Here is a 26915-nt window from a genome sequence, read left to right on the forward strand (position 1 = left end):
CTGTCGACCACGCAGGCCGCAGCGCTTAGCGCCAAGTCGATCACCGGTCTTACCACCGCTCAGGTCGGTGTACTTGGCTCGGCCAATGTCGCGGCACTCTCCACGGCTCAGGTCGGTGCCCTGAACTCCACTCAGATCGGTGCCTTGAGCAGCGCTGAGCTTGCTGGTCTGTCGACGGCGGATGTCGCCGCCATCAACACCGCCGCTCTCGGAGGACTGTCGGAGGCCAATGTTGCAGCCCTGTCGTCTGATCAGGCTGCTGCCTTGACGACGGCTCAGGTCGCGACGCTCAAGACCACGCAGATCCATGCTCTGACGTCGACCCAGGTCGGTGCGCTCAGCACCTCGCAGGTTGGAGCTTTCAGTTCGACCCAGGTCGGTGCTCTGACTACCGACAATGTCGCCGGCCTGTCGACCACGCAGGCCGCGGCCCTCAGCTCCAAGTCGATCACCGGTCTCACCACCGCTCAGGTCGGCGCACTCGGCTCGGCCAATGTCGCGGCACTCAGCACGGCTCAGGTCGGTGCCCTGAACTCTGCTCAGGTCGGTGCCTTGAGCAGCGCTGAGCTTGCTGGTCTGTCGACGGCGGATATCGCCGCCATCAACACCGCCGCTCTCGGAGGACTGTCGGAGACCAACGTTGCGACACTATCGTCTGATCAGGCTGCTGCCTTGACGACGGCTCAGGTCGCGACGCTCAAGACCACGCAGATCCATGCTCTGACGTCGACCCAGGTCGGTGCGCTCAGCACCTCGCAGGTTGGAGCTTTCAGCGCGACCCAGGTCGGTGCACTGACCACGGACAACGTCGCCGGTCTTTCGACCACGCAGATTGGTGCTCTCAGCACAAAGTCTGTGACGGGTCTGTCCACCGCCCAGGTCGGCGCACTGAGCTCGACACAGGTCGAGGCTTTGAGCTCGACACAGACCGCAGCCTTGACTTCAAGTCAGATAGGTGCGCTGTCGACGGCCGATATTGCGGTCTTCTCAACCGATGATATCGCGGCTATCACCACCACAGCCCTTGCCGGTCTGTCGACGACGGATATCGGAAGCTTGTCGAGCGGTCAGTTGCAAGCGATCACGACAACACAGCTGCAGGCTATGAACACTGATCAGGTAGCAGCCGTCATTGCGGCTTATCACGCCGCCTAATCCAATCGCACAGCGATTGCGGTGCGATTAGTCTCGAACGACACGAAAATATTCACGGCGCCTACAAGGCGCCGTGAACTTTTTATCGGCTATGTGGCGGAAGCCCAGCGAGCGGTTGCAAAAAGCGTCAGTCTCAACCGTTGATGCGGCCACAGTTTATGAGGCCGCGTCTACGAAGCCACGAAAAACGCGGTTTCCCGGATGGTCCGTTCCGGCAAATAGCTCCTGGTGCCATTGAAGGCCAATCGCAAACGCGTTGGATACGATTTCGATGGCCTCCACGATACCGTCTTCTGCGCAGGCACTCGCAATCACGGCGGGCGAAAGCTGCACGACCGCTTCGCGGTGAAAAGTGTTCACCTCAATGCGCAGCGTGCCGATAATGTCCGCCAGCCGCGAGCCTGGAAGGATATCGACGAAATGCAGTTGCCCTCGCTTGTCGTGCTCGGACGCAGCAGGAACGGATGCGCGTAGGTCGGGTGTGAGGCGACATCCGCTCAGGCAGGCAAGCATCTGCATCCCCGCGCAAATGCCGAGGACGGGCTTGTTCCTCTCAAGGTAGCCCTCAACCATGGCTCGTTCGACATCGAGGCGTTCCGATGGTGGAGCTTTGGAGACTTCGCCGGGGATATACCAATCGTCGGGATAAGCGAACCGGCCGCCCACAGACACCAGGCCATCAAACTCGTTCAAAACAACATCCACGACTTCAGGCAGATAGGGGATGCCGAAAGGTAGGCCTCCCGCATCCCGAACAGCCTGAAAATATCCCTTCGCCGCTTCGTAGCGGGTGCCGCCTGTGCTCGTGTTCTCATCGAGAATGATGGCAATGCGGGGCTGACGCATGAGGTCCGGTCCTCCAACCTTTGCTCGTTTCAACATAGATTCCCCTACGTCAAAATGAGCAGCCTTTAAACAAGTACAGGCGTCTGTATAAACTCGGATCTAAATCGAGCGCAATTTCGTTGGGCTCTCGGCATTCGTGCTAGTCTGTCGACCTTCCAATTAAAGCGATGGGACGACCGATACCCTGCGGGCAAGAGCATAAGCTGGGCTCCGTCGATACGGTCTTTCTCACTTTTATCCGCAGCAGGCGCTCTTTTGCGATGAAGGACCGCAGCAGCTAACGCCTTTTCCAGTTTCCTCAGCAAGCCAGCGATCGCGGGGCTTGCAGCTTGCCGGCCGTGCCGCAAGCTCGATATGGACCTGACCGGCGCGAAGGTTAGGGTAGGCTGCCTGGTAAAGCTGCATCGGCTGCACGCCATCGCTCACCTCAAAGGTCAGCTTGGCCGAGCCGTCGAGTTTCACATGTTCGGACACTTTGCGAATGATCGCCGCGAACTTGCCGGCCGGCATATGGGTGCGATCATCCTCGTCAATATCCCAAAGCTGCACGAAAATCTCCGTCCAGGCTTCCGGGTTGGCGCCGCAGTCGAGCGCGGCGAACTGGCCGGCTTTGACCTCGGTCACATGATAGCCACCCTTCACAGGCCGACCGTCGTAGTGGAACACCAGTGGCAGATCCTTCGCTGTCGCCAGCGTTTCGAGAAGCAAACCAAGGCTGATATCGGTGCGCTGAATTTTCGAGTTGTCGATCGCATTCATTTGCGGTATTCCTCGTTTGAATGATTCAAGGATGATTGAAATATGGACCAGCGTCAAGCCCTCGGCGCCTTCGCCGCCCTTTCTCAGGAAACCCGCCTGCAGATCGTGCGCCTGCTCGTTGTTGCCGGTCCGGAGGGCATGGCTGCCGGCGCCTTGGCCGAGAAGGTCGAGGTCTCCCCGTCGAACATCTCCTTCCATCTCAAGGAGCTCGAGCATTCCGGGCTGATTGCCGCGCAACGACAATCCCGCTCGATCATCTACACCGCCCACTATGAATCCCTGGGCGGCCTGGTCCGCTTCCTGATGGAAGATTGCTGCTCCGGTCACCCGGAAATTTGTGCACCCGCCGCGGAGGTCGCGGCCTGCTGCACGCCTAAAATGGAGGAGACACTGCGATGACCACCGACCGCGTTTACAATGTTCTCTTTCTCTGCACCGGCAATTCCGCCCGCTCGATCCTGGCGGAGTCGATCCTCAACACCGAAGGGAAGGGCCGTTTCAAGGCCTATTCGGCCGGCAGCCAGCCGAAAGGCGAGGTCAATCCGCACGCATTGAAGGAACTCGAAGCACTGGGCTATTCGTCTACGGGCTTCCGCTCGAAGGGCTGGGACGAGTTCGCCAAGCCGGGCGCACCGGAAATGGACTTCATCTTCACGGTCTGCGACAGCGCCGCCGGCGAGGCCTGCCCGGTCTGGATCGGCCATCCGATGACTGCCCACTGGGGAATCGAGGATCCCGCCGCCGTCGAAGGCAACGAAGTCGAGAAGGCTCGTGCCTTTGCTCAGGCCGCAAGATACCTGAAAAACCGTATATCGCTGTTCGTGAACCTGCCGCTCGCTACGATCGACAAGCTCGCATTGGAAACGCACCTGCGTCAGATCGGCGCGACGGAAGGCGCCAGCCAAAAGCAGACCGAGGCAAACTGATGGCCGGGTTCGATCTGACGCGCCGGCTGGTCGCCGAGACCCTTGGCACCGCGATGCTGGTCGCGACCGTGGTCGGATCGGGCATCATGGCAACGTCGCTGACGCAGGACGTCGGGCTCGCGCTACTCGGCAACACTTTGGCGACGGGCGCCATCCTCGTCGTGCTGATCACCGTGCTCGGACCGATCTCCGGCGCCCACTTCAATCCGGCGGTATCGCTGGTCTTCGCAATGTCGCGCGTACTGCCGAAGCGCGATTTTGGCGGGTATGTCCTGGCACAGATTGCTGGAGGGGTGGTCGGCACGCTGGCTGCGCATCTGATGTTCGACCTGCCGCTGATCGAGCTGTCGAGCAGGGTTCGCACCGGTGGCGCGCAATGGTTCTCGGAAGGCGTTGCAACCTTCGGGCTGGTGGCGACCATCCTTGCCGGCATCAAGTTCGAACAGAAGGCGGTGCCGTGGTTGGTCGGACTTTACATCACCGCCGCCTACTGGTTCACCGCCTCGACCTCTTTCGCCAATCCGGCAGTGGCCTTGGCCCGCTCGCTGACCAATACCTTCTCCGGCATTCGCCCGGTCGATCTTCCGGGCTTCTGGGTGGCGGAGATCGCCGGCGCGGTCGCAGCCCTTATCCTGTTCACTTGGCTGCTGCAGCCACGTGCGTCATCAACCGTATCGTCAGAGGCAAAGCTATGAACGTCACCATCTATCACAATCCGGCCTGCGGCACCTCGCGCAATACGCTGGCGATGATCCGTAATGCTGGCATCGACCCGACCGTCATTGAATATCTCAAGACGCCGCCATCGCGTGAAGAGCTCGCCAAGATGATCGCCGACGCACGCCTCAGCGTGCGTGAAGCTATTCGTCAGAAGGATACGCCCTACGCCGAGCTCGGTCTCGACAATCCTGCCTTGACCGACGATCAGCTGCTCGATGCAATGTTGAAGGACCCGATCCTGATCAACCGGCCGTTCGTGATCACACCGCTCGGCACGCGCCTGTCCAGGCCATCGGAGGTCGTGCTCGAGATCCTGCCGGAAACGCACAAGGGCGCCTTCACCAAGGAAGACGGCGAGAAGGTGCTCGATGCCGAGGGCAAGCGCATTGTCTGATCTGCCAGCCGCTTCGCCGGCACATCTGCGCCACATTGACTTGGAGACATTGCGGCCGCCGTTCTCCACGCACAAGCCCCGCATCCTGATCCTCTACGGCTCGCTGCGCGCCATCTCCTACAGCCGTTTCCTCGCGCATGAGGCCGGCCGGTTGCTCGAGCACTTCGGCTGCGAGGTGCGGATATTCAATCCGGAAGGTCTGCCGCTACCCGACGGCGCGCCGGTCAGCCATCCGAAGGTGCAGGAACTGCGCGAGTTGTCAGCATGGTCCGAGGGTCAGGTCTGGGTCAGCCCGGAACGCCACGGTGCGATGACTGGCATCATGAAGGCACAGATCGACTGGATACCGCTCTCGGTCGGCTCCGTGCGGCCAACGCAGGGCAAGACGCTGGCAGTGATGCAGGTGTCGGGTGGCTCACAATCGTTTAACGCCGTCAATCAGTTGCGGATTCTCGGGCGCTGGATGCGGATGATCACCATCCCGAACCAATCGTCGGTCGCCAAGGCCTTCCAGGAGTTCGACGCCGACGGCCGGATGAAACCATCCTCCTTTTACGACAGGGTCGTCGACGTCTGCGAGGAACTGGTCAAATTCACCTGGCTGACGCGTGACGCATCAGATTACCTCACCGATCGTTACAGCGAGCGGAAGGAAGAAGCAGAAAAGCTCGAACAGCGTGTGAGCCTGAAATCCATATGACCACCAGCAACGAACGGCCACCCATCGCCGCAATCCTCGCCCTCGGTCTCACGCAGATCATCGGCTACGGAACGCTCTATTACAGCTTCAGCATCCTCGCGCCGGATATGGCGCGGGATTTGAACTGGTCGTCGGAATGGATTTTTGGCGCGCTATCAGCGGCTCTCCTGATCGGCGGTCTCGCCGCGCCAACGATGGGCAAGTGGATCGATCGCTTTGGCGCCGGCAGGATCATGACGGCCGGCTCGGCGATCGCGGCTGCGGCGCTTACCGCCTGCGCGTTTGCTCCCGGCAAGGTCGCCTTCGTTGCCGCGCTGATCGCGATCGAGACTGCATCCAACCTGGTGCAATATGGGGCGGCTTTCGCATTGCTCGTTCAGATCAGGCCGAAGGTTGCCCAGCGCAGCATTACCTATCTGACGCTGATCGCCGGCTTTGCTTCGACGATCTTCTGGCCGATCACGACGGCGTTGCATACGCATCTCTCCTGGCAAAACGTCTATCTGATCTTCGCGGCGATCAATCTTCTGGTCTGCCTTCCCATTCATGCGTGGTTGTCGCACAGCGTCAGCGAAATCCGCAAACGGGAGAAGAACGAAGCGCCAAGGCATGTCGAACCAAGCCTTCCGCCGTCGATCCGGACGCCGGCCTTCATCCTGATGGTCATGGGGTTTGCCTTGGAGAGCTTCGTCAATGCAGCGCTGCTGGTCCATATGGTTCCCGTGCTGTCCGGACTTGGGCTTGGAGCCATGGCCGTGATGGTCGGCATGCTTTTTGGCCCGTCGCAGGTGCTGAGCCGCTTCACCAACATGGTCTTCGGGGGTGGTCTATCGCAACTGACGCTCGCGCTTATCTCCGCTGTGTTGTTGCCGGCAGCTCTTGTCGTTTTGATAGTCACTGCGCCGTCGGTGCTGGGCGCACTGGCGTTTGCCGTCGTCTTCGGTCTTGGGTCGGGGCTGAACAGCATCGTGCAGGGGACTTTGCCACTGGCACTATTTGGAAGTGAGGGCTACGGAAAGCGGCAGGGACAAGTCTTAGCCATTCGTCTGATGATCTCATCGACCGCACCGTTTATTCTGGCGTTCATGATGGAAAACATCGGCGTATCCTGGTCTCTGTCTGTCGCCGCCGTACTCGGCACTGTCGCCGTTGCAGCGTTCTTCGGCATCATGCGGCTGATGCGGCCATTGACCAGACCCCAACCTCTTCTAAACGGACGGTAACCTTCCAACTGGAAGGAGATGGCAGCGCCTCTGCATCTGAGAATGAAATCACGCAGGCCTCTGTTTTCGGCGCGGTCTTTTCCATAGCGGCAGATGACGTGAAGATGGGCTCCCCCGGTGCAGGCGATCGCTCCCGGCAAAAATTTTTCCCGGCCTCTGTCGGAACCCCCTTCTGTTGGCCGTCCTTGGAGCATTAAACGCTTCAACCCGGAGGGATATCGTGGAAAACGCTCAATCGGCTTGGCAGACCGCCGCCATTCTCATCGCCCGCCTAATCTTCGCTGCCGTCTTTCTGATGGCCGTCTCATTCAAATTCATGGATATGGGCGCCACTGCCAGCTATATCGCCGCCGCCGGCTTCCCGTTCTCGCAGTTGTTGGCCTGGTGTGCAGCGATCCTCGAAGTGCTGCTGGTCATTGCCTTCTTGACTGGCGCCTTCTTCACCCCGGCGGCGATCGTTGCTGCCGTTTATGTGATCTTCCTCGGATTCTCATTCCATGGCCCGTCGCACTGGGGCGGCAACCAGGCGGAGTTCGGCTTCTTCGTCGACCACTTTACCTTTGTAGCCGGTCTGTTCTTTGCCGCCGTGCACGGGCCGGGGAGCGTGCTTGCCGTCAGGGCAGGTTGGCCTGGCGGGGCGTGAGCGTCCGGCTTTACATGGACTGAAGCCGGATCCTGAACCGCACGTAGACCCTTATACGACGAGCGGCGCAGATTGCCGGCGTTGGTCCAACCACGAAATTCGATCTCGCAATCGGTGTTGGTTGGGCGAAGACCAGACTTTTGCCCTTAAGCGGCACCACCGGTTGTTTTGTCTTGGGCCTGCCCAGCGTCTGTATGTTCGATAATGACTTCGGCGGCGTTCCCATCAAATTCACCCTGGATCCGGTGTCCGATCGACAGCAACTTATCGTCGCGTGATCGGTGAACGGTTCACATCATCTCAGCTGGTCGGATAGCCGAGCCGTCACTGAAACGGCTCAATCTGTAGGGTGCCGGATCGACGAAAGGGTCTTCGTCAAGAGCCAATTCGCTTGCGAGGCGTCCGGCGCCTGGTCCGATGCCGAAGCCGTGGCCACTGAAACTGGAAGCGATGACGAGGCCGGCCACCTTGTCGACCTTCGATATGACCGGGATCAGATCCGGCGACGTATCGATCATTCCGCCCCAGGAGCGGGCTACACCGATGCCTCCAAGAGCCGGAAACTCCTTCACGGCAGTTATCAAGGCTTGCTTGACCAGTTGGGCATCCGGCGCCGGGTCCAGGATCCGTATTTTCTCGAACGGCGATACCTGATCATTGTCCCAGCCGCCCCAAGCCTCGGGGCCATTCCAGAAACTGCCATTGAGCCTATATTTGAGTTTCTTTGCGATCTTGCTGCGATACATCTGATAGAATTTGGTAGCGTAGCGCATGCCTTGTGGGGCGATGCTGACCGTCCCGCGGCCGGGAATGGCAAGCGTATAGGTTCCATCGATGCGTCGCCGCAGCGCCAGATCCGAAACGTGGGCGCAGCCCGCACCGAGGACATCGGGAGCAGCCGTCGTCTGCAAGGCCGTGCCGCCAATGTTTGCGGCCGGAAGATCGATCCCGTGATGGCGGCAGAAGCGGGAGGTCCAGGCACCACCGGCGCAAACAACCGCGCTCGCCTTGATCAGGCCGTGTTCGGTCCAAACCCCTGCCACTCGCCCGTTGGTAATCTCCAGGCCGCGAGCGGCGCAATTCTGATGCAGCGAGACGCCGATCTGCTTGGCGCCTTCGGCCATGGCTGGAGCGGCCAAGCTTGGCTCGGCCTTGCCATCGGTTGGCGACCACACGCCTCCGAGCCAGGACGAACTGCTGAGGGGCGAGCGCTTCTTCATTTCGGACGCGGTGAGGATTTGGCTGTGGAATCCCTGTTCCCGCGCCGCTGCACCCCATTTCTCCCAGCGATCCAGGTCGGCCTGATGGCGGGTGCAGTATAGGATGCCGGCACGGCGGAAACCGAGGTCGCGGCCGAGCTCCGGACCGAGCTGCTCCCATCGCTGTAAGCTGTACATGGCCAGCGCCAACTCATACGGGTCGCGGTTCTGCTGCCGGACCCATCCCCAATTGCGGCTCGATTGCTCGCCGCCGACGATACCCTTGTCGATCAGCGCCACGGACACTCCCTTGCGGGCAAGCTCATAGGCAGTGGATACGCCAACGATACCTGCTCCGATCACGACGACATCCACTTCGCTGGGGAAGCCTGGGCTGTCGGAAACTGCTTCGACGTCAGTCGGCATGGCTTTCGGGTTCCTTTCCGGAAGTACGGGGACGAGCGATGGGGCCAGCGCCTTCGAGCAGGGGTCGAAGAAGCCGCTCGATGTCGCCGGGGTCGGGGGTGTGGCGATATTCGATGGCGGGCATGCCTGGTGGAAGCAACTCCAAGACGGCTTCGGCACCGGAAGAATAGACAACGACGTCGTTGTCAGTGAGCGCCGCCCCCAACTCATCGCTGTCGACCATCGCCGCATTGAGCACTGCGACATGAGGTGCGAACCGGCGGACGCCGGAGCTCAAAATCGGCAGAAAGTCCGGGAAGAGCGACACGGCGATAACCCGGGCGCGGGGATCGATCGACGCGAGCGCGCGGCGCGTATCCTCTGATGGGATCAGGCCGATCGCGACGACGCGCTGCCCCGGAAGCAGAGCAGACACCTCCCGCTGGAGCACGAGCGAGGCCACGACAAAGTCGGCAGCGGCGGCCCGGTGAAGCGCGCCTTCGTCCTTGGTGAGTGCGTCGAAGGTGACAGGCTCGATCATCACGCCCGATCCGAGTATCGAGGTGGCCACTCGAGCATAGGCTGCGGTGGTATGGGCGAAGTTGCCGACCATCACCAGCTGCCAGGTTCGCCCGCCGCTGCTCCTCGCGGTCAAGCGCGTCGCGATCAGTCCTGCGATGTCGCTGTTGCTCAGGCCCAGAGCCAGGCCCTGATCCAGGACTGCGTCCACACGCCTGTGAAAGTCCTGGAGGCGCTGGTCGATTGGGTCCGCGGGGCGAGCGACGAACGTGCCAGAGCCCACCCGCCCCTCGATGAGCCCGGCCTCTTTTATCTCGCGGTAGACCTGGACGATCGTCATTGGCGCCACGCCGGTCTCGTCCGCCAGATCGCGGACGGACGGAAGGCGGTCGCCCGGTTTCAGGTCGCCAGACGAAATTCCCCATTGAATCAAGCCCCGCAATTGGACGCCGAGGGGCACCGGCAGGGCGCGGTCGAGCACGAGGCGGATTGGATTCTGCGTTTTCATTGTTACATAGTAATAGAACAATATTAGGCTCGTCAATGACGAAGCGTCCAGAAACGCAGCGTGTGTGCGCTATCTTTCTTTGGTCGCGTGCGTTGACAGATCAGCAATTGATACATAATCGTTATATAAAACTATAACAAATGAGAGCCCTTCCAGGATGACAAAATTCCTTCAAGCCGTGCCGCCGCGGAGAATTTTGCCCGGGCCGCCGCTATCGCCGTCAGGCTGCCGTCACCTCATCGATTTCTGCATATCCGCCAGCTAGGAGACCAGCATGCAAAACCTACCTGAACTTAAGACCGGGCGCCCACGCATCGAGCAGGGATTCCTGCGTCCGATACCCGAGATCGAGATTCCCTTCGGCCTTGTTGAAGGGGCTAAGCCGGGACCGTGCCTCATCGTCACTGCAGGCGTGCACGCTTCGGAATATTGTTCAATCGAGGCTGCTGTCCGTCTGATGCATACGGACCCGCAGAAGCTCTGCGGGACCCTTCTTGTTCTCCCGATTCTCAATGTCACGGGGTTCCGGGCGCGCAGCATCTACGTGATGCCGGAAGACGGCAACAACCTGAACCGCATGTTTCCCGGACAGCCGGACGGCAGCGCGGGCCAGCGGCTTGCACACTGGCTCGTGACCGAGGTATTCCCGAAGGCGGACGCCTATCTCGACCTGCACGGCGGTGACATGAGCGAGAGCCTGACGCCTTTCACGATCTATCCCGGCGGCCACGCGCCGTCCGAAGCGCTGGCCGCTGCCTTCGGCCTGCCGATTTCGGTTGGATCGCAATCGAAGAGCAACACGATCAGCGCGGCCGGCGCGCTTGGTATACCGAGCGTGCTTGTCGAGATCGGCTGCAACGGTCTTTGGGACGAGGCCAGCGTTACCGCCATGATGGATGGAATCGGGCGCATTATGCATCACATGCACATGACCGAAGGCGCCACCAACCCAGTCATTGCCCCGCGGCTCATGACGATGAGCGTGCCGCTCGCACCCGTGTCCGGCCTTTGGTACAGCGCGAAACGCCTGTCCGATCCAATCGCCATCGGCGACAGACTCGGCGAAATTCGCGACGTGTTCGGGACCGTGCTGGCGACAATCGTGGCCGAAAAGCCAGGCGAAGTCCTTTACCAACTCACCACCCTGGCTGTGAACGCCGGCGAGGCGCTTGTCGGCATCGGTATTCCGGTCGAGACGACGTCCTGACGGGAAGCAGCGGCCATCGGCATGCCCCGCCGTCGACAACGATGTCACGCCCGGAGCATGCGATCCGCCGGGCGCCGGGGTGAATTTGCATATGCCAAGGGAGCCGCGCGTGAAGCCGGCGGCGACGCCGCGGCAATAGGGTGATCCGCTGAGCGACATCCTTCTCCCTGTATCTCCTCGCGGCGCCGGATAGCTGAGCCGCCCATGCCTTGTCGCAAGCTGTTGCTTGCAGAAAGCCGAATGCAAGAGAATGCCGCCACTATCGGAAACGGCTTGGTGGAGCGCCGTTCCTGTCCTTGACCCGTCGTGAAAAATGCGCCGGGCTCCGGAATCCGCAGCGATGGGATATCTCGTCGATTGTCAGGCTGGTGGACTGCAGCATGTGGATACCCGCATCCAGCCTTCTCTCCCACAAATAATGCATCGGCGGCACGCCGAGATACGTCTTGAAAAGATGAATGAGGTAGTTTGCGTTTGTCCCGGCGAGGCTCGCGAGCTTTGCAACCGTCCACGATCGTGAATATTCACTGTCGAGCGCCTTTTTTGCCACGATAACCGCCTTCGGCAATGGCCTCGTTCGCCCCGCAAGCTGGGTGCCTCGAATATATTCCGCAAGGATCGTCCGGCCGAGCGAATTGCGCATGTGGTTGGTGACATCATGCTCGGGCGGGGAATAGGATTCCTGCGGCAAGGAGAGAGCGCCGGCGAAGAGCGATGGCATCAAGGGAGGAATCGGCTGGGCGGCCGGCAAATTTTCCAGTACCGACCAGTCGTCCTCCGACAGCGCATCCGGGGAGAAGTGGCACCACATTGTCTGAACCTTTTGGTCGGTGTTCGACAGCGCGTGGAGATCGACGTGATACGCCTGCAATGTGGCGCAGGGCGCATGCACAACACGCACACGGCCGTCGACGATGAACCGCACCGACCCCTTCATAACGAGCGACACCTCGACACGTGGTTCGCCGAAATAGGTGCCGGCAGGATTGTTGTCGCTTGTCGCCTTATGAAAGTGAAAATTATAGTCTCGACTTAAAATCTCCATAACTCGATCCTTCCTCCAGAACAGCCCGCATCCGATGCGTAGAACCCAATTGCACTCGGTCGGCTGCGGGTTGGTGTGAGAACCTCGGCCTTTGCCAGTTTACGACGGCGTTCCATGTCGATAACAAGCAATATTCGTGCCTAACTCATCGCATTCTATGTGAACGCTGACCCGCCTGTCTCACTGCAGTTAGGCATTCGTGCCAAGCCCAAAAGTAATCCCTATGCAGCGACCGAAGCCTCTCGGGTGTCGGAATGCGCATATCTTCCTGAGTTCCAATCAACTTCACGAAGCCGCAGTCATGGCGCCCGCCTTTTCATGACGATATCCAGTTTCATCGCGCTCGATAGACAGCAAAAAGCTGCCAACGCGACGTCAAAAGCAGGGGAACGATAGGCAATGACAGGCAATGTTTTTTCGGATCAGGAGGGCTCAAAACTATCGGCCCTCAATCGATATTTCCGCATCGAAGAGCGGAATTCGTCGATATCGCGCGAGGTCGTAGCCGGTCTCACGACCTTCGGCGCGATGAGCTACATCATCGTGGTCAATCCGGCGATCCTGTCGGCCGCGGGCATGAATATGCATTCGCTCATCATCGCCACGGCCCTCGCTTCGATGGTGGGAACCTTGATCATGGCGCTTTGGGCCAATCTGCCGATCGCGCTCGCCCCGGGTATGGGATCCAATGTGATCTTCGCACAAGTTGTCGTGCTGCAGATGGGAGTATCCTACCAGACCGCCTTCACCATGGTCCTGATCGGCGGGATCCTGTTTACGATCCTGTCGCTCACCCGATGGCGCGAGCGGATCGTCCGCGGTTTTCCCGAGCCGATCCGGCTGGGCATACAATGCGGCCTCGGTCTTTTCATCGCCTATCTCGGCCTCAAGAACGCCGGCTTGGTGTCTCTGGCCCACGACCGTCTTTCCTTCGGCAATATCGCCGAACCGGCCGTCATGCTGTCGCTCGTCGGCGTGCTGGCGACGCCGATGCTGCTCGCATTGCGGATACCGGCCGCCTTCCTGATCTCTATCGCCGCTCTGAGTGTCATCGGCCTGTTCATCACAGCGCATGGAGCGCCACTGACCACCTTTCCTGATCGCATCGTCGATTTTCCGATCATCCCGAAAGAGCTCTTCTTCGCCTTCGATTTCCATGAGTTTTTCACGCACTTCTGGCTCGTTCTGCCGATCACGCTCTACTTCTTCATATCCGATTTCTTCTCCGCGACAGCCACGCTGATCGGTGTGACGCGCCGCGGCAAGATCATGGATGAGGACGGCAACATTCCGAGCGCCCGGCAGGCCTACACCGCTGACGGCTTTGCCTCGATTATCGGTGCTGCTTTAGGCACATCGACCGTCGTGGCTTACGTGGAATCGGCGGCGGGCGTCGAAGCAGGCGGCCGTACGGGCCTGACCGGCATCGTCGTCGCAGTTCTCTTCGGCGTCTCGCTTTTCTTCTGGCCGCTCATCGGCATCATTCCGGCCCAGGCGACGGCTCCGGCCCTGGTGATGGTCGGCGTTCTGATGATGGAAGGCATTCGCGACCTGGACACGTCGCGGCCGGAGAATGCCATTCCGCCTATCCTGATCCTCCTGATCACGGTCGTAACCACCGATCTGATGATGGGATTGGCGATCGGTTGCTTCGTCTACTCGCTGATCGTTCTGGCGACGCGTCAGTGGCAGAAACTCACCGCGATGCTCGTAACCCTCGATGTCATCTTCATCATCTACATCATTATCGCCCATCGGGCTTTTTAAGGAGCGCGCACGATGAGCCTTCCAAACGACCTCATCCTCAGCGCAAAGGACGATATCGCCATCCGCCAGGATCTCGTCCTGGTGGCCTTGGGCAAAAGACCGGCGGATCTGGCGATCCGCGTGGGCCGCCTGCTGAATGTTCATACGCGCATGTGGGCTCTTGACCAGGAGATCGTCGTCAAGGGACGGCGCATCGCCTGGGTCGGCCCTGCCGGCCAATACAAGGGAGAGGTTGCCGGCCGAGTACACTATCCGGACCTGTCGGCCGTTCCCGGCTTCGGCGAAGTGCACAAGCACATCGAAAGCACGCACCTGACGCCCGAATATGAGGCAGCCCTTGTCCTGCCGAGAGGCAACACCTGGACATGCGAGGCGAGCCACGAATTCGCAAATGTCGACGGCCCCAACAATACGGCATTCTGGAAGACGGCCCGCAGCCATGGCGTACCACACAAGGTCTTCATCCAGCCCGGCTCCGCAGTGCCTCCGAGCGGATGGGAGAGCACCGGCGGCCATTACGGCTATGAGGAGCAGCGCGGTTTCCTGACGGAAGACCTGTCCGTGGTCAGTCTCGACGAGGTCATGGATTGGCCGGCGGTCTGGGATCCGCAAAACCCCGCCTATGAGCGGATATGGGGAATGATCCGCGCAACGGTCGAACAGCGCGGCGTTGTCGAGGGGCATGGTGCAGGTCTTGTCGAGGCGCATGAAACCAGTGCCTTCGCCGCGTCCGGCATCTCTTCCGACCACGAGATCTGGAGTTTCGAGGACGGCTGGGAGAAAATAAACCGTGGCATCTTCATTGAGATCCGCCCCTATAATTTCCCCGAGGTCTTGCCGGGCCTCCTTGAGCGCGGCCTTCCCGATTGGTGCAATATCGCCTTTACCACGGATGACCGCAGCGCCTCGGAAACGCTGAGAATAGGCGCGAGCGACTACAATCTTCGGTCCGCGATCGAGCACGGCGTCCCGCCCGAAACCGCCATTCAATGCGTCACGCTCAATCCGGCCAGACATATGCGCATCGACGCATGGGTGGGCAGCATTACACCCGGCCGCTATGCGGATCTCGTGCTGCTCGACGATGTGGGGTCCGTTTCCATCTCAGCCGTTTACGCAGACGGCTTGCTCGTTTCCGAAGGCAAGCAATATCTCGGACCGCAACCCGACATTTCCTGGCCGGAATGGGCGAGCGAAACGCTGAACATCGGACGCCTCCTGACTGCGGCGGATTTTGCCGTTCGGGCTCCCAGCGACCGCCACAGCGTACAAGCCGCCCTCCTGCGCCCCTTTCACTGGAATCAGGACTTTCTGACCACGGAACTGAAGGTTGAAAACGGTGAGGTCCAGCGGGACACGGCGCGGAAGATTACGAAATTCGCAATCATCGACCGCTATAGCGGCAACGGAAAGCTGGCATCGATGTTCTGGCTGGGCTGCGGTCCGGCGGATCCGGACACTGCGCTTGCTTGCTCCGTCGCCCATGATTCACACAATGTCTGGACGGTGGGCTCCTCCGACCGTGCGATGGCGATGGCCGTAAATCACCTGCAGGAAATAGCCGGCGGATGGGTGCTGGTGCATCGGGGTGAGATCGTAGCAGAGGTTTGCTACGAGATCGGCGGCCTGATGACGGCGCGCTCGGCCGAGGAACTTGATCGAGAAATGCAGCAGCTATACTCAGCCGCGGAAAAGATCGAGTGGATGTACGAGCCTTCCGCTACCAAGATCTGGAAACCGGGCTTTCCGGAAACGCTGATATTCGCCACCCTGACTTGCCTGCCCTGGCGCTGGGTATTCGTCGCGCCGAGCGATGAGGTGCCGTCAGGACTTGTCAACGTCAACACAGGCCAATCGCATCCCGTCGTCTGGTGAACCGAACGGCGAGTATCGACCTGGGTCGAGTTGTCGATGGTTTGCAAGGTCCTCTGGCTCAAATCGATATAGCCCAGATCATAGTGCATGGAGCTGACGGAGCTTCGTGACGATCTCTTCCGCTTTATGTCGCTGCCATTTCAATGCGCTCCTGAGGCCCATAAGCCATACCTAAAAAAGGATCGCTTTTCAGCGGCAGACCAGGTTTCAGAAACGTGAAGAGCTGGTCCGAGTTCAGTGTCCCGTCAGTGAAGGGTGATAGCCATGACTGTCAGTTGGTTATGCTCAAAAGGAACCAGCGCGTTTATGAGATTTGCCAATAGGATAGACGGGAGAATATTTCCCGCGAGCTAAAGCGAATGATGGAAATCTTGCCGAACGAGCCGACGCTTGACTCAAGAACGCCAGGCATGGTCGACATCATTGGCAAGGCAAAAATTATCCGCTCGATCTACGAGGGTCGTGACATCGTGCCCCTGTGGAACGACCTCCTTGCCCGGGTAACGGCCGATCATTCCGATGCAGCAGCTTTGTTTGACCTGTCGATCATTATGAATTCGGTAGGCCAAAAAAGCGAGGCCGCGATCGCCCAAAGGGCTGCGCTTCGGCTTTCGAAGACCTACCGGCTGACATTCGGTCGTGGCACCGGCCTCAACGTCCTCGTCTTCGTCGCAAAAGGCGACTTCACGGCTAACGCGCCGATCGAGCTCCTGCTGGAAGAATCAAACGTCAACGTCCTACTCCACTATGTCGATGCCAATACGCCCAACCTCGATGTCATCCCGAACCATGACATCGCCTTTGTTGCCGTTGCCGAATCGACCGACAATCTGCCTGTGCTACTCAATCTCGAAAGATTGCTGCGGGACTGGCGCGGCCCAATAATGAACAATGCGCCGCGCGTTGTCATGGGCTTGTCTCGCGACGGCGTCGCCGAGTCGCTCCGGGAAGCAGTTGCCGTCGTGACACCAGCCATTGCGCGAATTCCCAGAAACGTGCTTCAGGACATCGCCGACGGTGTGTTGGGCCCGGAGGCTGCCGCCGGTATCGCCAGCTACCCGTTCATCGTCCGCCCGCTCGACACCCATGCCGGCCACGGCATGGAAAAGATCGTTGACCCCCGGCAGTTGCTCGGCTTCTTGGAAGCGCATCCCGACCCGTTATTTTATATTGCTTCATTCATCGATTACAGCAGCGAGGACGGCAAGTTCCGCAAGCAGCGCATAGCCTTTATCGACGGCAATGCCTATGCCAGCCATATGGCTGTCTCCGAGCATTGGATGGTGCATTACCAGAACGCCGGCATGTCGCATTTCGAGGACAGGCGCGCTGAGGAAGCCGCCTGGATGACGAGGTTCGACGAGGACTTCGCTATCCGCCACGCAAACGCCTTCGCCGAACTCGGTCGGTGTTTCGGACTGGACTATTTTGCCATCGACTGCGCCGAATTGCCCGACGGCCGCCTGCTGGTGTTCGAGGCCGATGTTGGGATGTACGTCCATTGCATGGATTCGGCGGAGCTGTTTCCCTACAAAGGGCAGGTGATGAAGAAGTTATTTCAAGCGTTTGAAGCTGCCCTGGAACAGCGCGCTCGGCAACGCGACCAATATTAGAAACATGAGCCGCCAGTTCTGACAAATTCGGCACGAGCTATCTTGAGCCGCGCTGGACACTCTGTTGCAGGGTGGCCGAAGCGGAAAAAAGACGAGTCATCGCAAGCGAAGCCCAGCAGCCGTCACGCCGCAGGCGAGGTAGACCCGCGCATTCGCACCCGGTCCCGTCATGCCTCATCCACCGACCGATTCAGCGCCTTCATCGTACCGAGACAATAGGCGGTGACGATCGTGCCGCTCGGGCCGACTTTGCGATAATCCATGTCTATCTCCACGTTGAACACAACCGCGGCATCAACGGCGGCTGTCATTTCGATGCCGACAGCAGTGAAAGAGAGAGCAGCGAGCCGGCTCTGGAAGCCCTCTTTGGCAAACCCCTCGGCGGTTGCGAAACCCATGCCTGGGCCGGAGCCAATACCCGGAAATCCCTTCATCTTTGAATTCCTCGTCGTTGCGATGCTGCATATATTTACCGAGCGGGAGATGGATAATCAGGTTGTTGGACATTAGATTTATGCAAGAAAAGCGGAATAGCGCGAACGCGAGGGATTGGAGGGAACGGAAGACGACGGAGGCATCACAGATTTCGGACACTCAAAAGGCCCTCATCCTGAGCCAAGTGGATGAAGGTGCGTCGGTCGCGGAGACCTGCCGGAAGGCGGCCAGTCAAGCGTCCATATTGCGATATCGCGCGGCGTGCCAAGCGTAGATCGGGATGCATTCATGTGCGCGAAAGGGAAGCGGGGTAGCGAACAGCTTCCGCCGCGCAGGGTCCGATCCGCATTAGGTGTTCTTGCAAAATCCCGTTCAAATCGTATGGTTCACCAGTCTCGATTGAACGCTAGTCCAGCGGGAAGTAGTGCTGACAATGTGTTGTTGCGGTGCGTGACCACTATGATTGCAGATCGAGGTGCGTATGCGCTTGTTACTAGTCGAGGATAGTGCGCGTCTACGCGATTTGCTGGCCGAAAGTGTCCATCGGGCCGGTTGGCGCCTGGATAGTGCGGCGACGGTTGGCGCCGCACTCCTGGCAACACAAACTGTCAGCTATGACCTGCTCTTGGTGGACTTGGGCTTACCCGATGGCGACGGTTTGGATCTCATACGGGAACTACGCCGTGACGGCTTTATCCCGCCCATCCTCGTCGTCACCGCGCGCAGTTCGATCGAGGATCGCGTGGCGGCCCTCGATGGCGGCGCCGATGACTATCTCGTCAAACCGTTCAATCACATCGAATTGCTCGCGCTCTGCCGCGCCCTTCTGCGCCGCAGAGCGCCGCACTACATTGAATCCATTGTCCTCGGCGGCCTATCTTTCGATCCCACAAATGGTGTCGTGGCGGCAGGTGGCGAACCGCTCGCAGTCGCACCGCGCGAACGGTCCGTTTTGGAACTGCTGCTTCGAAACGCCGGTCGGGTCACTCCTAAGCAAATAATCGAAAGTAAGCTCTCCGAATTTGGCGACGACATCTCGACCAATGCTGTGGAACTGGCGATTTCGCGCTTGCGCCGCCGCCTCGCCCCGTTCGATTTGCCCATCAGCATCGAAACGATACGCGGCATCGGCTATTTGCTGCGGGAAAAGCGGCAAGATGGTTGATCGGTCTGTCCGGCCGCCAACGCTGATCCGCATCATCACGCTGCGCATCGCGCTTTTTGCGGCGCTCGCCATGGCGATCCAGGCCGCACTCGTCTTTGCCGATTATTATTTCGACAACAAGCAGTTGGCGACGTTGATGATCGAACGTGAAACCGCAGAGCTGTCGAAGGGTTTCGAACGCCGCCATGACGAGGCGCCCTACAAGCTGCCGCACGACCTCCACCGCTACGGCATCCGGGGTGGCTTCTATATCACCCGTATCCGCACACCCTCCGGTCAGATTCTCTATACAAACTGCGATGCGCGCTGCGACAATCACCTTCTGCCGCAGGAGGTCAATCCGCCGGACCTCTGGTCTCGTATGCTGAGCGACGGCAAACCGCTCGCCGTCGCCGGCGGCAAGACCTATGAAATCCATGGAGACAAGATTTTTGTCGAGATCGCGATCCTGCACGACAGCGATGGCATCATGTGGGCGGTGATCGGGCGTGAGTTTGCGGATCATCTCGCCACCCCGATGGCGATCATGCTGTTTTTCGTTCTCGGCGGCACCTTATTGTCAATCCGCCAGGCTCTGCGCCCCGTTGCAAAAGCGGCGCAAGAGGCCGGCCATCTCGATCCACTCGACCCCAGCCATCTGATCAACCAGACCAGCATGCCCCGCGAAATTGCCGATCTTGCTGCTGCCGTGAACCGGAGCCTTGCGCGCATTGGTGCGCTCGTGAAGTCGCAGCGTCTGTTCACCACGGCTGTTGCGCATGAAATCCGCACGCCGCTGGCGATGATGAAGCTGGAGCTTGGCAATATCGAACATCCGCGAGCCCGAAAAATCGAAGCCGATCTGGATGCACTGGCGGATTTTGTCGGTCAGATCACGGCGCTAGGGCGGCTCGAAAGCGCTGACCGTGCGGTGTTCCAGCAGGTCGACCTGGCAAAGCTAGCCGATTGGGTGGTCGCCGATATCGCCCCCCTGGTCTACGACCGCGATCATACCATCGCCTATAGCAATTTAGGCGCGGGCTCAATCGAAGGCCATGCGCCGCTGCTTGCCGACGCGCTGCGCAACCTTATCGAAAACGCCACCAAACATACCCCTGATGGCACCACCATCGAAGTCGTTGCAGGTCCTGGCCCGCGTCTGACGGTCAAGGATGATGCTGGTATTTTTGACGCACCAGCCGAGCCCCCGTTTGGCGATCTCAAGGCCGACCATATGGGTATCGGCCTTGAGATTGTGCGCCGGATCATGGCGCTGCATGGCGGGCGGATGGAGATTGAGGTGGATCCTGGCCGTCGCACCGCCACGACCCTCCTGTTTGACCAGCCAAAATCCTAGATTGAGGCGAAGAAACTGCCGCCAAACAGCGTCACTGTGCCATAAACCAGGCCAAAGGCTGTCAGAAGACAGACAGCCGCTACAGGCAGAGATCCACCCGTCGCTTCCTTATGATCGACATAGGCTTCGCGCCTTTTGCGGCCGGTGATCATGGCGCCGATGAGGTTTTCACGCTTGACGAACTGGTAGTAGAAGTTCGCGACGATATGCAGCCCGGCCAAGGCAAGGATGGCGAAATAGAACCACGCAGCATGGATCGAAGCAGCCCAACTGGAAACCGTATCACCCACCAGTCCAGCAAATGGCCCTGAAGCGGTCACTCCGTCGCTGGAGAACATCCCAAGCAGAACTTGCACACCGCAAACGACGATGAGACCGATAACCATCAGACCACCCGCGGGATTGTGGCCGAGATAGCGCCCCGCACGGTTTAGCCGTAGTGCCTTCAGGTAAGTCCATACGGCGGCCGGAGAACGCACGAAACCGGAAAAACGAGCCGTTGAACTCCCGAAAACACCCCAAAGGGCGCGATAGACCACCAGCACGAGAACGCCGTAACCGGCCGCTTTGTGAACGGTCATATCCGGATCGTTGAAACCGCTCGAGACCCAGGCCACCAGGATTAAAGCGACGAGCGACCATTTTAACAGACGCGTGGGAAGGTCCCACGCACGAACGACATCACCCTTGGCGGATGAAGTCTTGCCGCTATGTTCGGCGGGTGGCTGGGAGTAAGGCTTATAGGCTGATCTTTGTTCGCTCATACGGAGTGTCCTGTTCGGAGAAATTTGCAGCGGCTATTTGTAAGTCGCGTGGCAGGACTTGCACTCGGTTGCCACCGCCGCGAATGCCTTGCGGAACGAGGCTTTATCTTGCGCCTGCTGGCTCGCGGTGTTGGCAATCATGGCCATCTTGCTGAAGCGGGCATGGAGATCCTTCTCCTTGGCGCTGCCCGGGTTGGTAAACATGGCGTCGGCGGCCTCGGCATCCGCCGCGTAGCGCCGCAGGACCTGCTCGGCGGCTTTGCCGTCGAAGTTGGCAAGGACCGCCTTGGCCGAAGTCGTGTTATCGCCCATGCTGCCCATGATACTCTTAAGTGAAGCGGCAACGGCCGGCACCGCCAGTACGGCGAGAACAAGTCCGGCACAGATGTAACGATTCAGCTTGGAGAATGATTTTTGCGATTTTGTCATGACGCTCGATTTTTGTTGATTTCCAAATGGGGTACTTTTGGCCGGAACCGGATGATTGACGGCAACGACCAAACTGCAGCTCTCAAGAGCCCTGACATCTAGGGGAGCAATTGCGGCGAAATGCGCGATCACACCTCTTCAGCAGACCGCTTTCATCGTCCTATGACAGGCTTTTGACAGGTTCGCCTGTTGCGATCCATTGATTGGAAACCTGACGTCGCGTGGCACTTGGACGTAAGAATGCGACCGTTTGGATTTCGTTTGGCAGGCAATTTGAGATTCGCGATGAAGAGAATCTCACATTAAATGGGCATTATCCTGTCTTGCTCGACGGATCACCGCCGTGGCCCCGACAATGAGTAGGCGCCGAGTAAAGCTGTCGCTCCGCTGATGCCCACAAGCGTCTCCTTGCCGCCACTGCTATGCGAGCGCGGTGTCAGGCCAGGACACGCTGCAAGGGAACGGCCCGAGGAAAACAGTGATGCATCGGGTGCCGCCGCAACGATAGCGCTTGCCGTGATCGGGCCGATGCCGGGATGCCCCGCCAGCCGCCACAAAGAGTTGCGGGCAACGCGTTGAAGGCGAGATAGCGAACCCGTCAAGGCATAGGGTTATGCGTGGTCACGCGGCAGGCGTCCAGCCCAGGCTCGGGGCCACCGTCTTCACGAGGTCGGTCAGCAGCCGTACGTTCTCGGCGAGACCGAAGGCGGGCGGAAGGAAGAGCACAATCTCGTCTGCGGCGGCGAGGCCGGGGTCGTTGAGGACCGCCTCAAGCACCTCGTCGGGGGAGCCATGGAAGACCGGGGAAATCTGAGCCCCAGGCGGCTGATTGGCTGGCGCAAGCGCGCCCTTGGGACGGGACGCCGCGATTCCCTGGGTGCGGCGCTCAAGGTCGTAGGCGGCGTACTTCTCCCGGAGCTCGGCAGTGGTGCCGACCAGGATCGAGGCGGCGACGGCGACCGACGGCGGCTCAGTGCCCCACGTCTCGCGCCAGGTGGAACGGAAAGCCTCGATGCTGCGGGCCTGGTACTCTCCGAAGGTCTCGCCCTCGGCGTGGTCGTGTTGTACGGTTCCGGAGATGAGCCCGATCCCGAGCTCGGCAGCCTGCACCGCGGAGCCCAGGCTGGCGGAGCCCTGCCGAATCCGAGACCGCAGGGTCGGGCTGTGCGGCGTCACGCGCAGCTCGGCGCCCTCTGGGACATCCTGGCCCGCCCCGGCGACGGTGTGGAGGACCTCGCCCGTGATCGCGGCGAGGAAGCGCGACTGGCGGCGCTTGGCCTCCGTCCGGGCATCGGTGTCGACTGTACCGAAGACGGCGTCGAAGGCCGCATTGGCGCCGGTCGAGATGGCCAGCTCCAAGCGCCCACCGATCAACAGGTCGGTCGTGCCAGCGGCCTCGGCGAGCAGGATAGGGTCCTGGTAGCGCATCGGGATAACAGCCGAGCCGAGTGTGATATGCTTGGTGTGCTGGCCGGCCGCGGCGAAGAACGGAAGCGGTGAAGACAGGTAGTGGTCGAAGTGTCGCTGGTAGGCCCAGCCCGACTGATAACCCAACCGCTCCGCGGCCTTGAACAGCTCGATCCCGTCGCGCAGCCCCTGTGCCGGCCCGGCGTCATCGTTGAAGGACACCCGAGTGTTGAAACCGAGTCGCGTCTTCGGTCGGAACGATGTGGACAGCGTTCTGGCGGGCGCAATCACGTTCATGCGATTTTTTCCTCGTTGAAGATCCGCCGGGGTTGCGGGTGTGGCACGCGGGCGATGCGAGCGGCGCCGGACGGAATCGACTCCAGCAGCGACCGGGTGTAGGGCTGCTGGGGGTTTTCGAAGATGTCGGTGACGGTCCCGTGTTCGACGATACGCCCGCGCTGCATCACCGAGACGGTGTGGGCGAGTTGGCGCACCAGGGCCAAATCGTGGGAGACGAACACATAGGTCAGGCCAAGCTTGGCTTGCAGCGAAAGCAGCACCTCGACGATGTCGGCCTGGACGCTGACGTCGAGCGCCGAGGTCGGCTCATCGAGCACGATCACATCCGGCTTGAGGACAAGCGACCGGGCGATGGCCACGCGCTGGCGTTGGCCACCTGACAAGGCTTCCGGCTTGCGTGCAAGCAGGTGCTCGCCGAGCCCGACATTGGCCAACGCTTCGCGGACCTGCGCGGCCCGCTCCTCGCGGGTTCCAATCTCGAATCGGTCCAGCGGTTCGCGCACCAGTTGCTCGACTTTCCAGGTCGGGTCCAGTGAGGTGAACGGGTTCTGGTAGACGAGCTGAAGGTGGCGCCATACCGCGCGCAGCGACTCGTGCGAGCGACCGTTGAGCTGTTCGCCGGCGACGGTGATGTTTCCGATGTCGGGTTGCTCGAGCCCAAGCAACAGCCGGATTGCCGTCGTCTTGCCCGAACCTGATTCGCCGACAAGCGCGTGTGTGGTGCCAGCCTGGACGGCAAACGACACGTCATCGACGGCCGTTAATACCTTGCCGTCGACCGTGAAGGTCTTCGTGACGCCGCTGACCTCGATCTTCGGCGCCTTGTCAGCCTTGGCCCCGATGAAGCGGAAGGCGGGGTCGCGCAGTGCACGATAGCGATCGGGGTTGAGGGCCGGAACGTCGGCGTGCAGCTTCTTCGCGTATGCCGAAGCAGGCGAGGAGAAGACGGCCGCGGTGTTGCCGGCTTCCTGGATGACGCCGTCCTTGAGCACCACCAGCGAGTCCGCCCGTTCGGAGGCGATCGCCAGATCGTGGGTGATGAGGAGCAGGCTGATTTCCAACTCGTGCTGCAACTTGGAAAGCAAGTCGAGGATGCGCTTCTGGATCGTGACGTCGAGCGCGGAGGTCGGCTCGTCTGCGACCAGCAGCAACGGCCGTGGAAGAACTGCAAGGCCAATCAGCACACGCTGCAGCATGCCGCCGGACAGTTGATGCGGGTGGGAGTCATAAACTCGCTGGGGATTGTCGAGCCCAACTTGAGCGAATGTCTCCAAGATCAGCGCCTTGCGGAGTGTTTTATTGGGCTCGTCGATGAGCGCGGCAGCCTCCATCGCCTGGGCGCCGATCGTCCGCACCGGGTTGAGCGAGTTGCCGGGGTCTTGCGGGACGAACCCGATAGCACGTCCCCGCAACGGCCGGAAACGCCGCTCCGAGAGCCCCAGCACCTCTTGGCCGTCGAACTCGACGCGGCCGGTAGCGCGCCCACCGGTGGGAAGCAGTCGCAGCACGGCTCGGGCAATCGTCGATTTGCCCGAGCCCGACTCGCCGATGAGAGCGAGGCTCTTGCCGCGGCCGAGTTCAAATCCGACGTCGCTGACGACTTGGTGCGGTCCGTAGGAAACCGACAACCCGTCGATCCGGAGCAGTGAGGCCGATCGCTGCAGCGCCGACCCGGTGGTGTCAGTGCGAGTGAAAAGCTCAGTCAGTCTGTCTTGCGGAGCCATCGGCTGATCCTGTTTACAGAGAGGACGGTCGCGATTGTGACAAAAGCGGGCGCGTAAACGAGCCACGGCCATTTGAGATAGTCCTTGCCGATCGAGATCAGCAGGCCCCAATCGGAGGCGGGCGGCGGGTCGCCGTAACCGAGAAAAGCGAGACTGGCGATTATCAGGATCGAGTCGCCGAACTGCAGCACTGCCAGCGGCAGCACCGAGCGCGATGCGTTTGGCAGCACGTGGCGCCATAGGATGTGCCAGCGCGACCCGCCCAGCAGAAAGGAAGACTCGACGAACGTCGCCTGCCGGGTCTTGATGACCTCGGAGCGCATCACCCGGGCAAAGAGGGCCACCGCCGAAACGCCCGTTGCGATAGCGGCGTTCGTGGTGTCGAAGCCGATGGCCGTGACGACGATGACGGCCAGCAGGAATTTTGGAATTGCAAGCAATACGTCGACCAGGCGGGCGAACACGGTGTCCACCCAGCCGCCGAAGAAGCCGGCCAGCAGGCCGATGAGGCCGCCAGCGGCAACGCCGATGACTACGGCGATCAGCGCGCTCGCCACCGAGGAGGCTGTGCCATAGACGACACGGGTGAAGAGGTCGCGACCGAGGTGATCGGTGCCGAACCAGTGCGCCGCGGTGGGGCCGAGCAGTTTTTGAGCAGGAATGCCGTTGATAGGGTCGTAGCTCGTGAACAGGCTTGGGGCGACCGACCAGGCAATCGCGATCGCGACGATTGCGAAAGAGAGCGCGACGACCGGCGGCATACGGAGGGTTGTCAGCCGGCTGATCGCCGTGACACGCGAGGTCGAGTAGGCAGAGGCGAGGGTCATGATGTCACCGCCTTGGAAACGCTGACGGCGCCTTCATCAGCCGTGGTTGGACGACGCTCGGGAGCGCCGAGGAGCTTTACGCGCGGGTCGAGTAGCGGGTAGGCGAGGTCGGCGATCAGGTTGACGATCACGAAGACCACCGCTGCCAGCGAGACGACCGCCTGAAGGACGGGCAGGTCTTGAGTGCTCACCGAACGCTGCACCAAGCTGCCAAGACCGGTGCGTCCAAAGACCGTCTCGGTGATCAGCGAGCCCCCGAGCAGTTCGCCGATAGTCAGCGCGATGACGGTGACGACCGGGAGCGAGGACGGCTTAAGCAGGTGCTTGGCGAACAGGCGCATTTGCCCGAGGCCACGGCCTCGCGCGACAGCGGCGTATTCCTGCCCGGACTCATGGTCGAGGTTCGCGATCAGTACTTCGGCGATCTGCGCGGAGATGGGGATACCGAGGGCGATCGCCGCAAAAAGGGTCGCCCAGACGCTGTCGGGCTCAATTACGCGAAAGACGCCAAGCTGGAAACCGAAGAGGTGGATCAGCACCAGGCCGATCACGAAGTTTGGCACTGACAGGAACAATGACGGGAAGCCTCGCAGCAGGCCCTGGCCCAACCGTTTCGGAACAAACTGTGTGCCATAGGCGATCACCGCCGCCAGCAGAAGCGCGACGATGAGGCCTGCGGAAGCAAGGACCAACGTCGACGGGAGGACCTCGGCGATCAGGGTCGTCACAGGCCGATTGGTCCGCATCGACAGGCCCAGATCGCCGGTCACGAAGCCGGAAAAGGATGTCCATAACTGCACCGGGATCGGCCTATCCAGACCCTGAGCGGCGATGATCTCCTTAATCTCCTCTTGCGTGAACCCATTCTGAGGATTGTTCAAGACATTGGTGATGGGGTCGCCGGGCAGGATGCTGACAACGACGAAGGTGAAGACATAAGCCAACAGGATTACGACGATCGCCTGCACGAGGCGCTTTGCACCGTAGTTTAGATAGGCTTTGCTCATTGCCGGTCACCTTCTTG

General features: G+C 60.4%; 24 protein-coding genes and 4 pseudogenes. 14 read left to right on the forward strand and 14 right to left on the reverse strand.

What is annotated here, in order from left to right:
• Positions 1-1155: pseudogene (locus GA0061101_RS39525) on the forward strand (beta strand repeat-containing protein); the annotation flags it as partial.
• A gap of 156 nt (positions 1156-1311) precedes the next feature.
• Here GA0061101_RS39525 and GA0061101_RS23680 read toward each other — a convergent pair.
• A complete protein-coding gene (locus GA0061101_RS23680) occupies positions 1312-2001 on the reverse strand; it encodes a gamma-glutamyl-gamma-aminobutyrate hydrolase family protein (RefSeq protein ID WP_037197587.1) in 690 nt (229 codons plus the stop codon).
• A gap of 234 nt (positions 2002-2235) precedes the next feature.
• The gene (locus GA0061101_RS23685; protein ID WP_037197589.1) at positions 2236-2760 is read right to left on the reverse strand and encodes a DUF6428 family protein; all 525 of its coding nucleotides are present in this window, start codon (positions 2758-2760) and stop codon (positions 2236-2238) included.
• A gap of 42 nt (positions 2761-2802) precedes the next feature.
• On the opposite strand from GA0061101_RS23685, the gene GA0061101_RS23690 reads away from it, so the two are divergent.
• From GA0061101_RS23690 to GA0061101_RS23720, 7 genes are all read left to right on the forward strand, one after another.
• Entirely contained in the window at positions 2803-3159 is a 357-nt protein-coding gene (locus GA0061101_RS23690; RefSeq protein WP_037197590.1) for an ArsR/SmtB family transcription factor, read from the forward strand.
• A complete protein-coding gene (locus GA0061101_RS23695; protein WP_037197592.1) occupies positions 3156-3686 on the forward strand; it encodes an arsenate reductase ArsC in 531 nt (176 codons plus the stop codon). The genes GA0061101_RS23690 and GA0061101_RS23695 overlap by 4 nt, the downstream gene beginning before the upstream one ends.
• A complete protein-coding gene (locus GA0061101_RS23700; protein WP_037197594.1) occupies positions 3686-4381 on the forward strand; it encodes an MIP/aquaporin family protein in 696 nt (231 codons plus the stop codon). Before GA0061101_RS23695 ends, GA0061101_RS23700 begins: the two co-directional genes overlap by 1 nt.
• Entirely contained in the window at positions 4378-4800 is a 423-nt protein-coding gene (gene arsC / locus GA0061101_RS23705; protein ID WP_037197596.1) for an arsenate reductase (glutaredoxin), read from the forward strand. Before GA0061101_RS23700 ends, arsC begins: the two co-directional genes overlap by 4 nt.
• Positions 4775-5500, forward strand: coding sequence for an arsenical resistance protein ArsH (gene arsH / locus GA0061101_RS23710; protein WP_037197597.1), 726 nt, complete (start codon positions 4775-4777; stop codon positions 5498-5500). The genes arsC and arsH overlap by 26 nt, the downstream gene beginning before the upstream one ends.
• Positions 5497-6723 (forward strand): arsenite efflux MFS transporter ArsK, encoded by a 1227-nt coding sequence (gene arsK, locus GA0061101_RS23715; RefSeq protein ID WP_037197598.1) that lies wholly within the window; start codon positions 5497-5499, stop codon positions 6721-6723. The genes arsH and arsK overlap by 4 nt, the downstream gene beginning before the upstream one ends.
• Before the next feature lie 220 nt (positions 6724-6943).
• Positions 6944-7366 carry a DoxX family protein gene (locus GA0061101_RS23720; protein ID WP_197072765.1) on the forward strand — a complete coding sequence of 141 codons (423 nt, stop codon included), beginning with the start codon at positions 6944-6946 and terminating at the stop codon, positions 7364-7366.
• Between the two features lie 17 nt (positions 7367-7383).
• On the opposite strand, the pseudogene GA0061101_RS40270 reads toward GA0061101_RS23720, so the two are convergent.
• From GA0061101_RS40270 to GA0061101_RS23730, 3 genes and pseudogenes are all read right to left on the reverse strand, one after another.
• Positions 7384-7559 (reverse strand): annotated as a pseudogene (locus GA0061101_RS40270) (non-homologous end-joining DNA ligase); the annotation flags it as partial.
• A 97-nt stretch (positions 7560-7656) separates the two neighbouring features.
• Positions 7657-8991, reverse strand: a complete 1335-nt coding sequence (locus GA0061101_RS23725) for an NAD(P)/FAD-dependent oxidoreductase (RefSeq protein WP_092575200.1) — start codon at positions 8989-8991, stop codon at positions 7657-7659.
• Positions 8981-10018, reverse strand: a complete 1038-nt coding sequence (locus GA0061101_RS23730; protein WP_162734472.1) for a GntR family transcriptional regulator — start codon at positions 10016-10018, stop codon at positions 8981-8983. The genes GA0061101_RS23725 and GA0061101_RS23730 overlap by 11 nt, the downstream gene beginning before the upstream one ends.
• Positions 10019-10271: 253 nt before the next feature.
• Here GA0061101_RS23730 and GA0061101_RS23735 point away from each other — a divergent pair, with 253 nt between their 5' ends.
• On the forward strand, positions 10272-11204 hold the full coding sequence (locus GA0061101_RS23735) for a M14 family metallopeptidase (RefSeq protein WP_037197600.1): 933 nt from the start codon (positions 10272-10274) through the stop codon (positions 11202-11204).
• A gap of 259 nt (positions 11205-11463) precedes the next feature.
• On the opposite strand, the gene GA0061101_RS23740 is transcribed toward GA0061101_RS23735, so the two are convergent.
• Positions 11464-12249 (reverse strand): AraC family transcriptional regulator, encoded by a 786-nt coding sequence (locus tag GA0061101_RS23740; RefSeq protein WP_092575202.1) that lies wholly within the window; start codon positions 12247-12249, stop codon positions 11464-11466.
• A gap of 399 nt (positions 12250-12648) precedes the next feature.
• Between GA0061101_RS23740 and GA0061101_RS23745 the strand changes: the two genes are divergently transcribed.
• The 3 genes from GA0061101_RS23745 to GA0061101_RS23755 all read left to right on the forward strand — a co-directional run bounded on the left by GA0061101_RS23745 (position 12649) and on the right by GA0061101_RS23755 (position 17504).
• A complete protein-coding gene (locus GA0061101_RS23745) occupies positions 12649-14016 on the forward strand; it encodes an NCS2 family permease (RefSeq protein WP_051963597.1) in 1368 nt (455 codons plus the stop codon).
• Between the two features lie 12 nt (positions 14017-14028).
• On the forward strand, positions 14029-15891 hold the full coding sequence (locus tag GA0061101_RS23750) for an adenine deaminase (protein ID WP_037197602.1): 1863 nt from the start codon (positions 14029-14031) through the stop codon (positions 15889-15891).
• Positions 15892-16301: 410 nt separating this feature from the next.
• Positions 16302-17504 (forward strand): ATP-grasp domain-containing protein, encoded by a 1203-nt coding sequence (locus GA0061101_RS23755; protein WP_037197736.1) that lies wholly within the window; start codon positions 16302-16304, stop codon positions 17502-17504.
• A gap of 170 nt (positions 17505-17674) precedes the next feature.
• Here GA0061101_RS23755 and GA0061101_RS41135 read toward each other — a convergent pair.
• Positions 17675-17815 (reverse strand): annotated as a pseudogene (locus GA0061101_RS41135) (aldo/keto reductase); the annotation flags it as partial.
• Positions 17816-18420: 605 nt separating this feature from the next.
• Here GA0061101_RS41135 and GA0061101_RS23770 point away from each other — a divergent pair.
• Both GA0061101_RS23770 and GA0061101_RS23775 read left to right on the forward strand, forming a co-directional pair.
• Positions 18421-19104: a response regulator gene (locus GA0061101_RS23770; RefSeq protein WP_092575203.1), complete on the forward strand. Its 684-nt coding sequence runs from the start codon at positions 18421-18423 to the stop codon at positions 19102-19104.
• The gene (locus GA0061101_RS23775; protein WP_167669591.1) at positions 19097-20440 is read left to right on the forward strand and encodes a sensor histidine kinase; all 1344 of its coding nucleotides are present in this window, start codon (positions 19097-19099) and stop codon (positions 20438-20440) included. Before GA0061101_RS23770 ends, GA0061101_RS23775 begins: the two co-directional genes overlap by 8 nt.
• Here the strand turns inward: GA0061101_RS23775 and GA0061101_RS23780 are convergent.
• The 7 genes and pseudogenes from GA0061101_RS23780 to GA0061101_RS23810 form a co-directional block, all read right to left on the reverse strand.
• A complete protein-coding gene (locus GA0061101_RS23780; RefSeq protein ID WP_092575206.1) occupies positions 20437-21204 on the reverse strand; it encodes a cytochrome b/b6 domain-containing protein in 768 nt (255 codons plus the stop codon). The genes GA0061101_RS23775 and GA0061101_RS23780 overlap by 4 nt on opposite strands.
• A gap of 33 nt (positions 21205-21237) precedes the next feature.
• Positions 21238-21705 carry a cytochrome c gene (locus GA0061101_RS23785; protein ID WP_092575208.1) on the reverse strand — a complete coding sequence of 156 codons (468 nt, stop codon included), beginning with the start codon at positions 21703-21705 and terminating at the stop codon, positions 21238-21240.
• A gap of 240 nt (positions 21706-21945) precedes the next feature.
• Positions 21946-22184: pseudogene (locus GA0061101_RS23790) on the reverse strand (transposase); the annotation flags it as partial.
• Between the two features lie 70 nt (positions 22185-22254).
• On the reverse strand, positions 22255-23337 hold the full coding sequence (locus tag GA0061101_RS23795) for an LLM class flavin-dependent oxidoreductase (RefSeq protein ID WP_037197609.1): 1083 nt from the start codon (positions 23335-23337) through the stop codon (positions 22255-22257).
• The gene (locus tag GA0061101_RS23800) at positions 23334-25064 is read right to left on the reverse strand and encodes a dipeptide ABC transporter ATP-binding protein (protein ID WP_037197610.1); all 1731 of its coding nucleotides are present in this window, start codon (positions 25062-25064) and stop codon (positions 23334-23336) included. Before GA0061101_RS23800 ends, GA0061101_RS23795 begins: the two co-directional genes overlap by 4 nt.
• Positions 25043-25891, reverse strand: a complete 849-nt coding sequence (locus GA0061101_RS23805) for an ABC transporter permease (RefSeq protein ID WP_037197611.1) — start codon at positions 25889-25891, stop codon at positions 25043-25045. Before GA0061101_RS23805 ends, GA0061101_RS23800 begins: the two co-directional genes overlap by 22 nt.
• Positions 25888-26898, reverse strand: coding sequence for an ABC transporter permease (locus GA0061101_RS23810; RefSeq protein WP_037197612.1), 1011 nt, complete (start codon positions 26896-26898; stop codon positions 25888-25890). Before GA0061101_RS23810 ends, GA0061101_RS23805 begins: the two co-directional genes overlap by 4 nt.
• Positions 26899-26915 lie beyond the last annotated feature (17 nt).

This window comes from Martinezella lusitana (genome assembly GCF_900094565.1).
GTDB lineage: Bacteria > Pseudomonadota > Alphaproteobacteria > Rhizobiales > Rhizobiaceae > Rhizobium > Rhizobium lusitanum.

What these genes read in the sequence shown, in the direction of transcription:
- GA0061101_RS23750 (WP_037197602.1), top strand. Translation starts at nt 14,029, where the DNA reads ATGAGCCTTCCAAACGACCTCATCCTCAGCGCAAAGGACGATATCGCC.
- GA0061101_RS23700 (WP_037197594.1), top strand. Translation starts at nt 3,686, where the DNA reads ATGGCCGGGTTCGATCTGACGCGCCGGCTGGTCGCCGAGACCCTTGGC.
- arsH (WP_037197597.1), top strand. Translation starts at nt 4,775, where the DNA reads ATGCCGAGGGCAAGCGCATTGTCTGATCTGCCAGCCGCTTCGCCGGCA.
- GA0061101_RS23695 (WP_037197592.1), top strand. Translation starts at nt 3,156, where the DNA reads ATGACCACCGACCGCGTTTACAATGTTCTCTTTCTCTGCACCGGCAAT.
- GA0061101_RS23725 (WP_092575200.1), bottom strand. Translation starts at nt 8,991, where the DNA reads ATGCCGACTGACGTCGAAGCAGTTTCCGACAGCCCAGGCTTCCCCAGC.
- GA0061101_RS23690 (WP_037197590.1), top strand. Translation starts at nt 2,803, where the DNA reads ATGGACCAGCGTCAAGCCCTCGGCGCCTTCGCCGCCCTTTCTCAGGAA.
- GA0061101_RS23740 (WP_092575202.1), bottom strand. Translation starts at nt 12,249, where the DNA reads ATGGAGATTTTAAGTCGAGACTATAATTTTCACTTTCATAAGGCGACA.
- GA0061101_RS23745 (WP_051963597.1), top strand. Translation starts at nt 12,649, where the DNA reads ATGACAGGCAATGTTTTTTCGGATCAGGAGGGCTCAAAACTATCGGCC.
- GA0061101_RS23755 (WP_037197736.1), top strand. Translation starts at nt 16,302, where the DNA reads ATGGTCGACATCATTGGCAAGGCAAAAATTATCCGCTCGATCTACGAG.
- arsC (WP_037197596.1), top strand. Translation starts at nt 4,378, where the DNA reads ATGAACGTCACCATCTATCACAATCCGGCCTGCGGCACCTCGCGCAAT.
- GA0061101_RS23775 (WP_167669591.1), top strand. Translation starts at nt 19,097, where the DNA reads ATGGTTGATCGGTCTGTCCGGCCGCCAACGCTGATCCGCATCATCACG.
- GA0061101_RS23735 (WP_037197600.1), top strand. Translation starts at nt 10,272, where the DNA reads ATGCAAAACCTACCTGAACTTAAGACCGGGCGCCCACGCATCGAGCAG.
- GA0061101_RS23805 (WP_037197611.1), bottom strand. Translation starts at nt 25,891, where the DNA reads ATGACCCTCGCCTCTGCCTACTCGACCTCGCGTGTCACGGCGATCAGC.
- GA0061101_RS23685 (WP_037197589.1), bottom strand. Translation starts at nt 2,760, where the DNA reads ATGAATGCGATCGACAACTCGAAAATTCAGCGCACCGATATCAGCCTT.
- GA0061101_RS23780 (WP_092575206.1), bottom strand. Translation starts at nt 21,204, where the DNA reads ATGAGCGAACAAAGATCAGCCTATAAGCCTTACTCCCAGCCACCCGCC.
- GA0061101_RS23810 (WP_037197612.1), bottom strand. Translation starts at nt 26,898, where the DNA reads ATGAGCAAAGCCTATCTAAACTACGGTGCAAAGCGCCTCGTGCAGGCG.
- arsK (WP_037197598.1), top strand. Translation starts at nt 5,497, where the DNA reads ATGACCACCAGCAACGAACGGCCACCCATCGCCGCAATCCTCGCCCTC.
- GA0061101_RS23800 (WP_037197610.1), bottom strand. Translation starts at nt 25,064, where the DNA reads ATGGCTCCGCAAGACAGACTGACTGAGCTTTTCACTCGCACTGACACC.
- GA0061101_RS23680 (WP_037197587.1), bottom strand. Translation starts at nt 2,001, where the DNA reads ATGCGTCAGCCCCGCATTGCCATCATTCTCGATGAGAACACGAGCACA.
- GA0061101_RS23770 (WP_092575203.1), top strand. Translation starts at nt 18,421, where the DNA reads ATGCGCTTGTTACTAGTCGAGGATAGTGCGCGTCTACGCGATTTGCTG.
- GA0061101_RS23795 (WP_037197609.1), bottom strand. Translation starts at nt 23,337, where the DNA reads ATGAACGTGATTGCGCCCGCCAGAACGCTGTCCACATCGTTCCGACCG.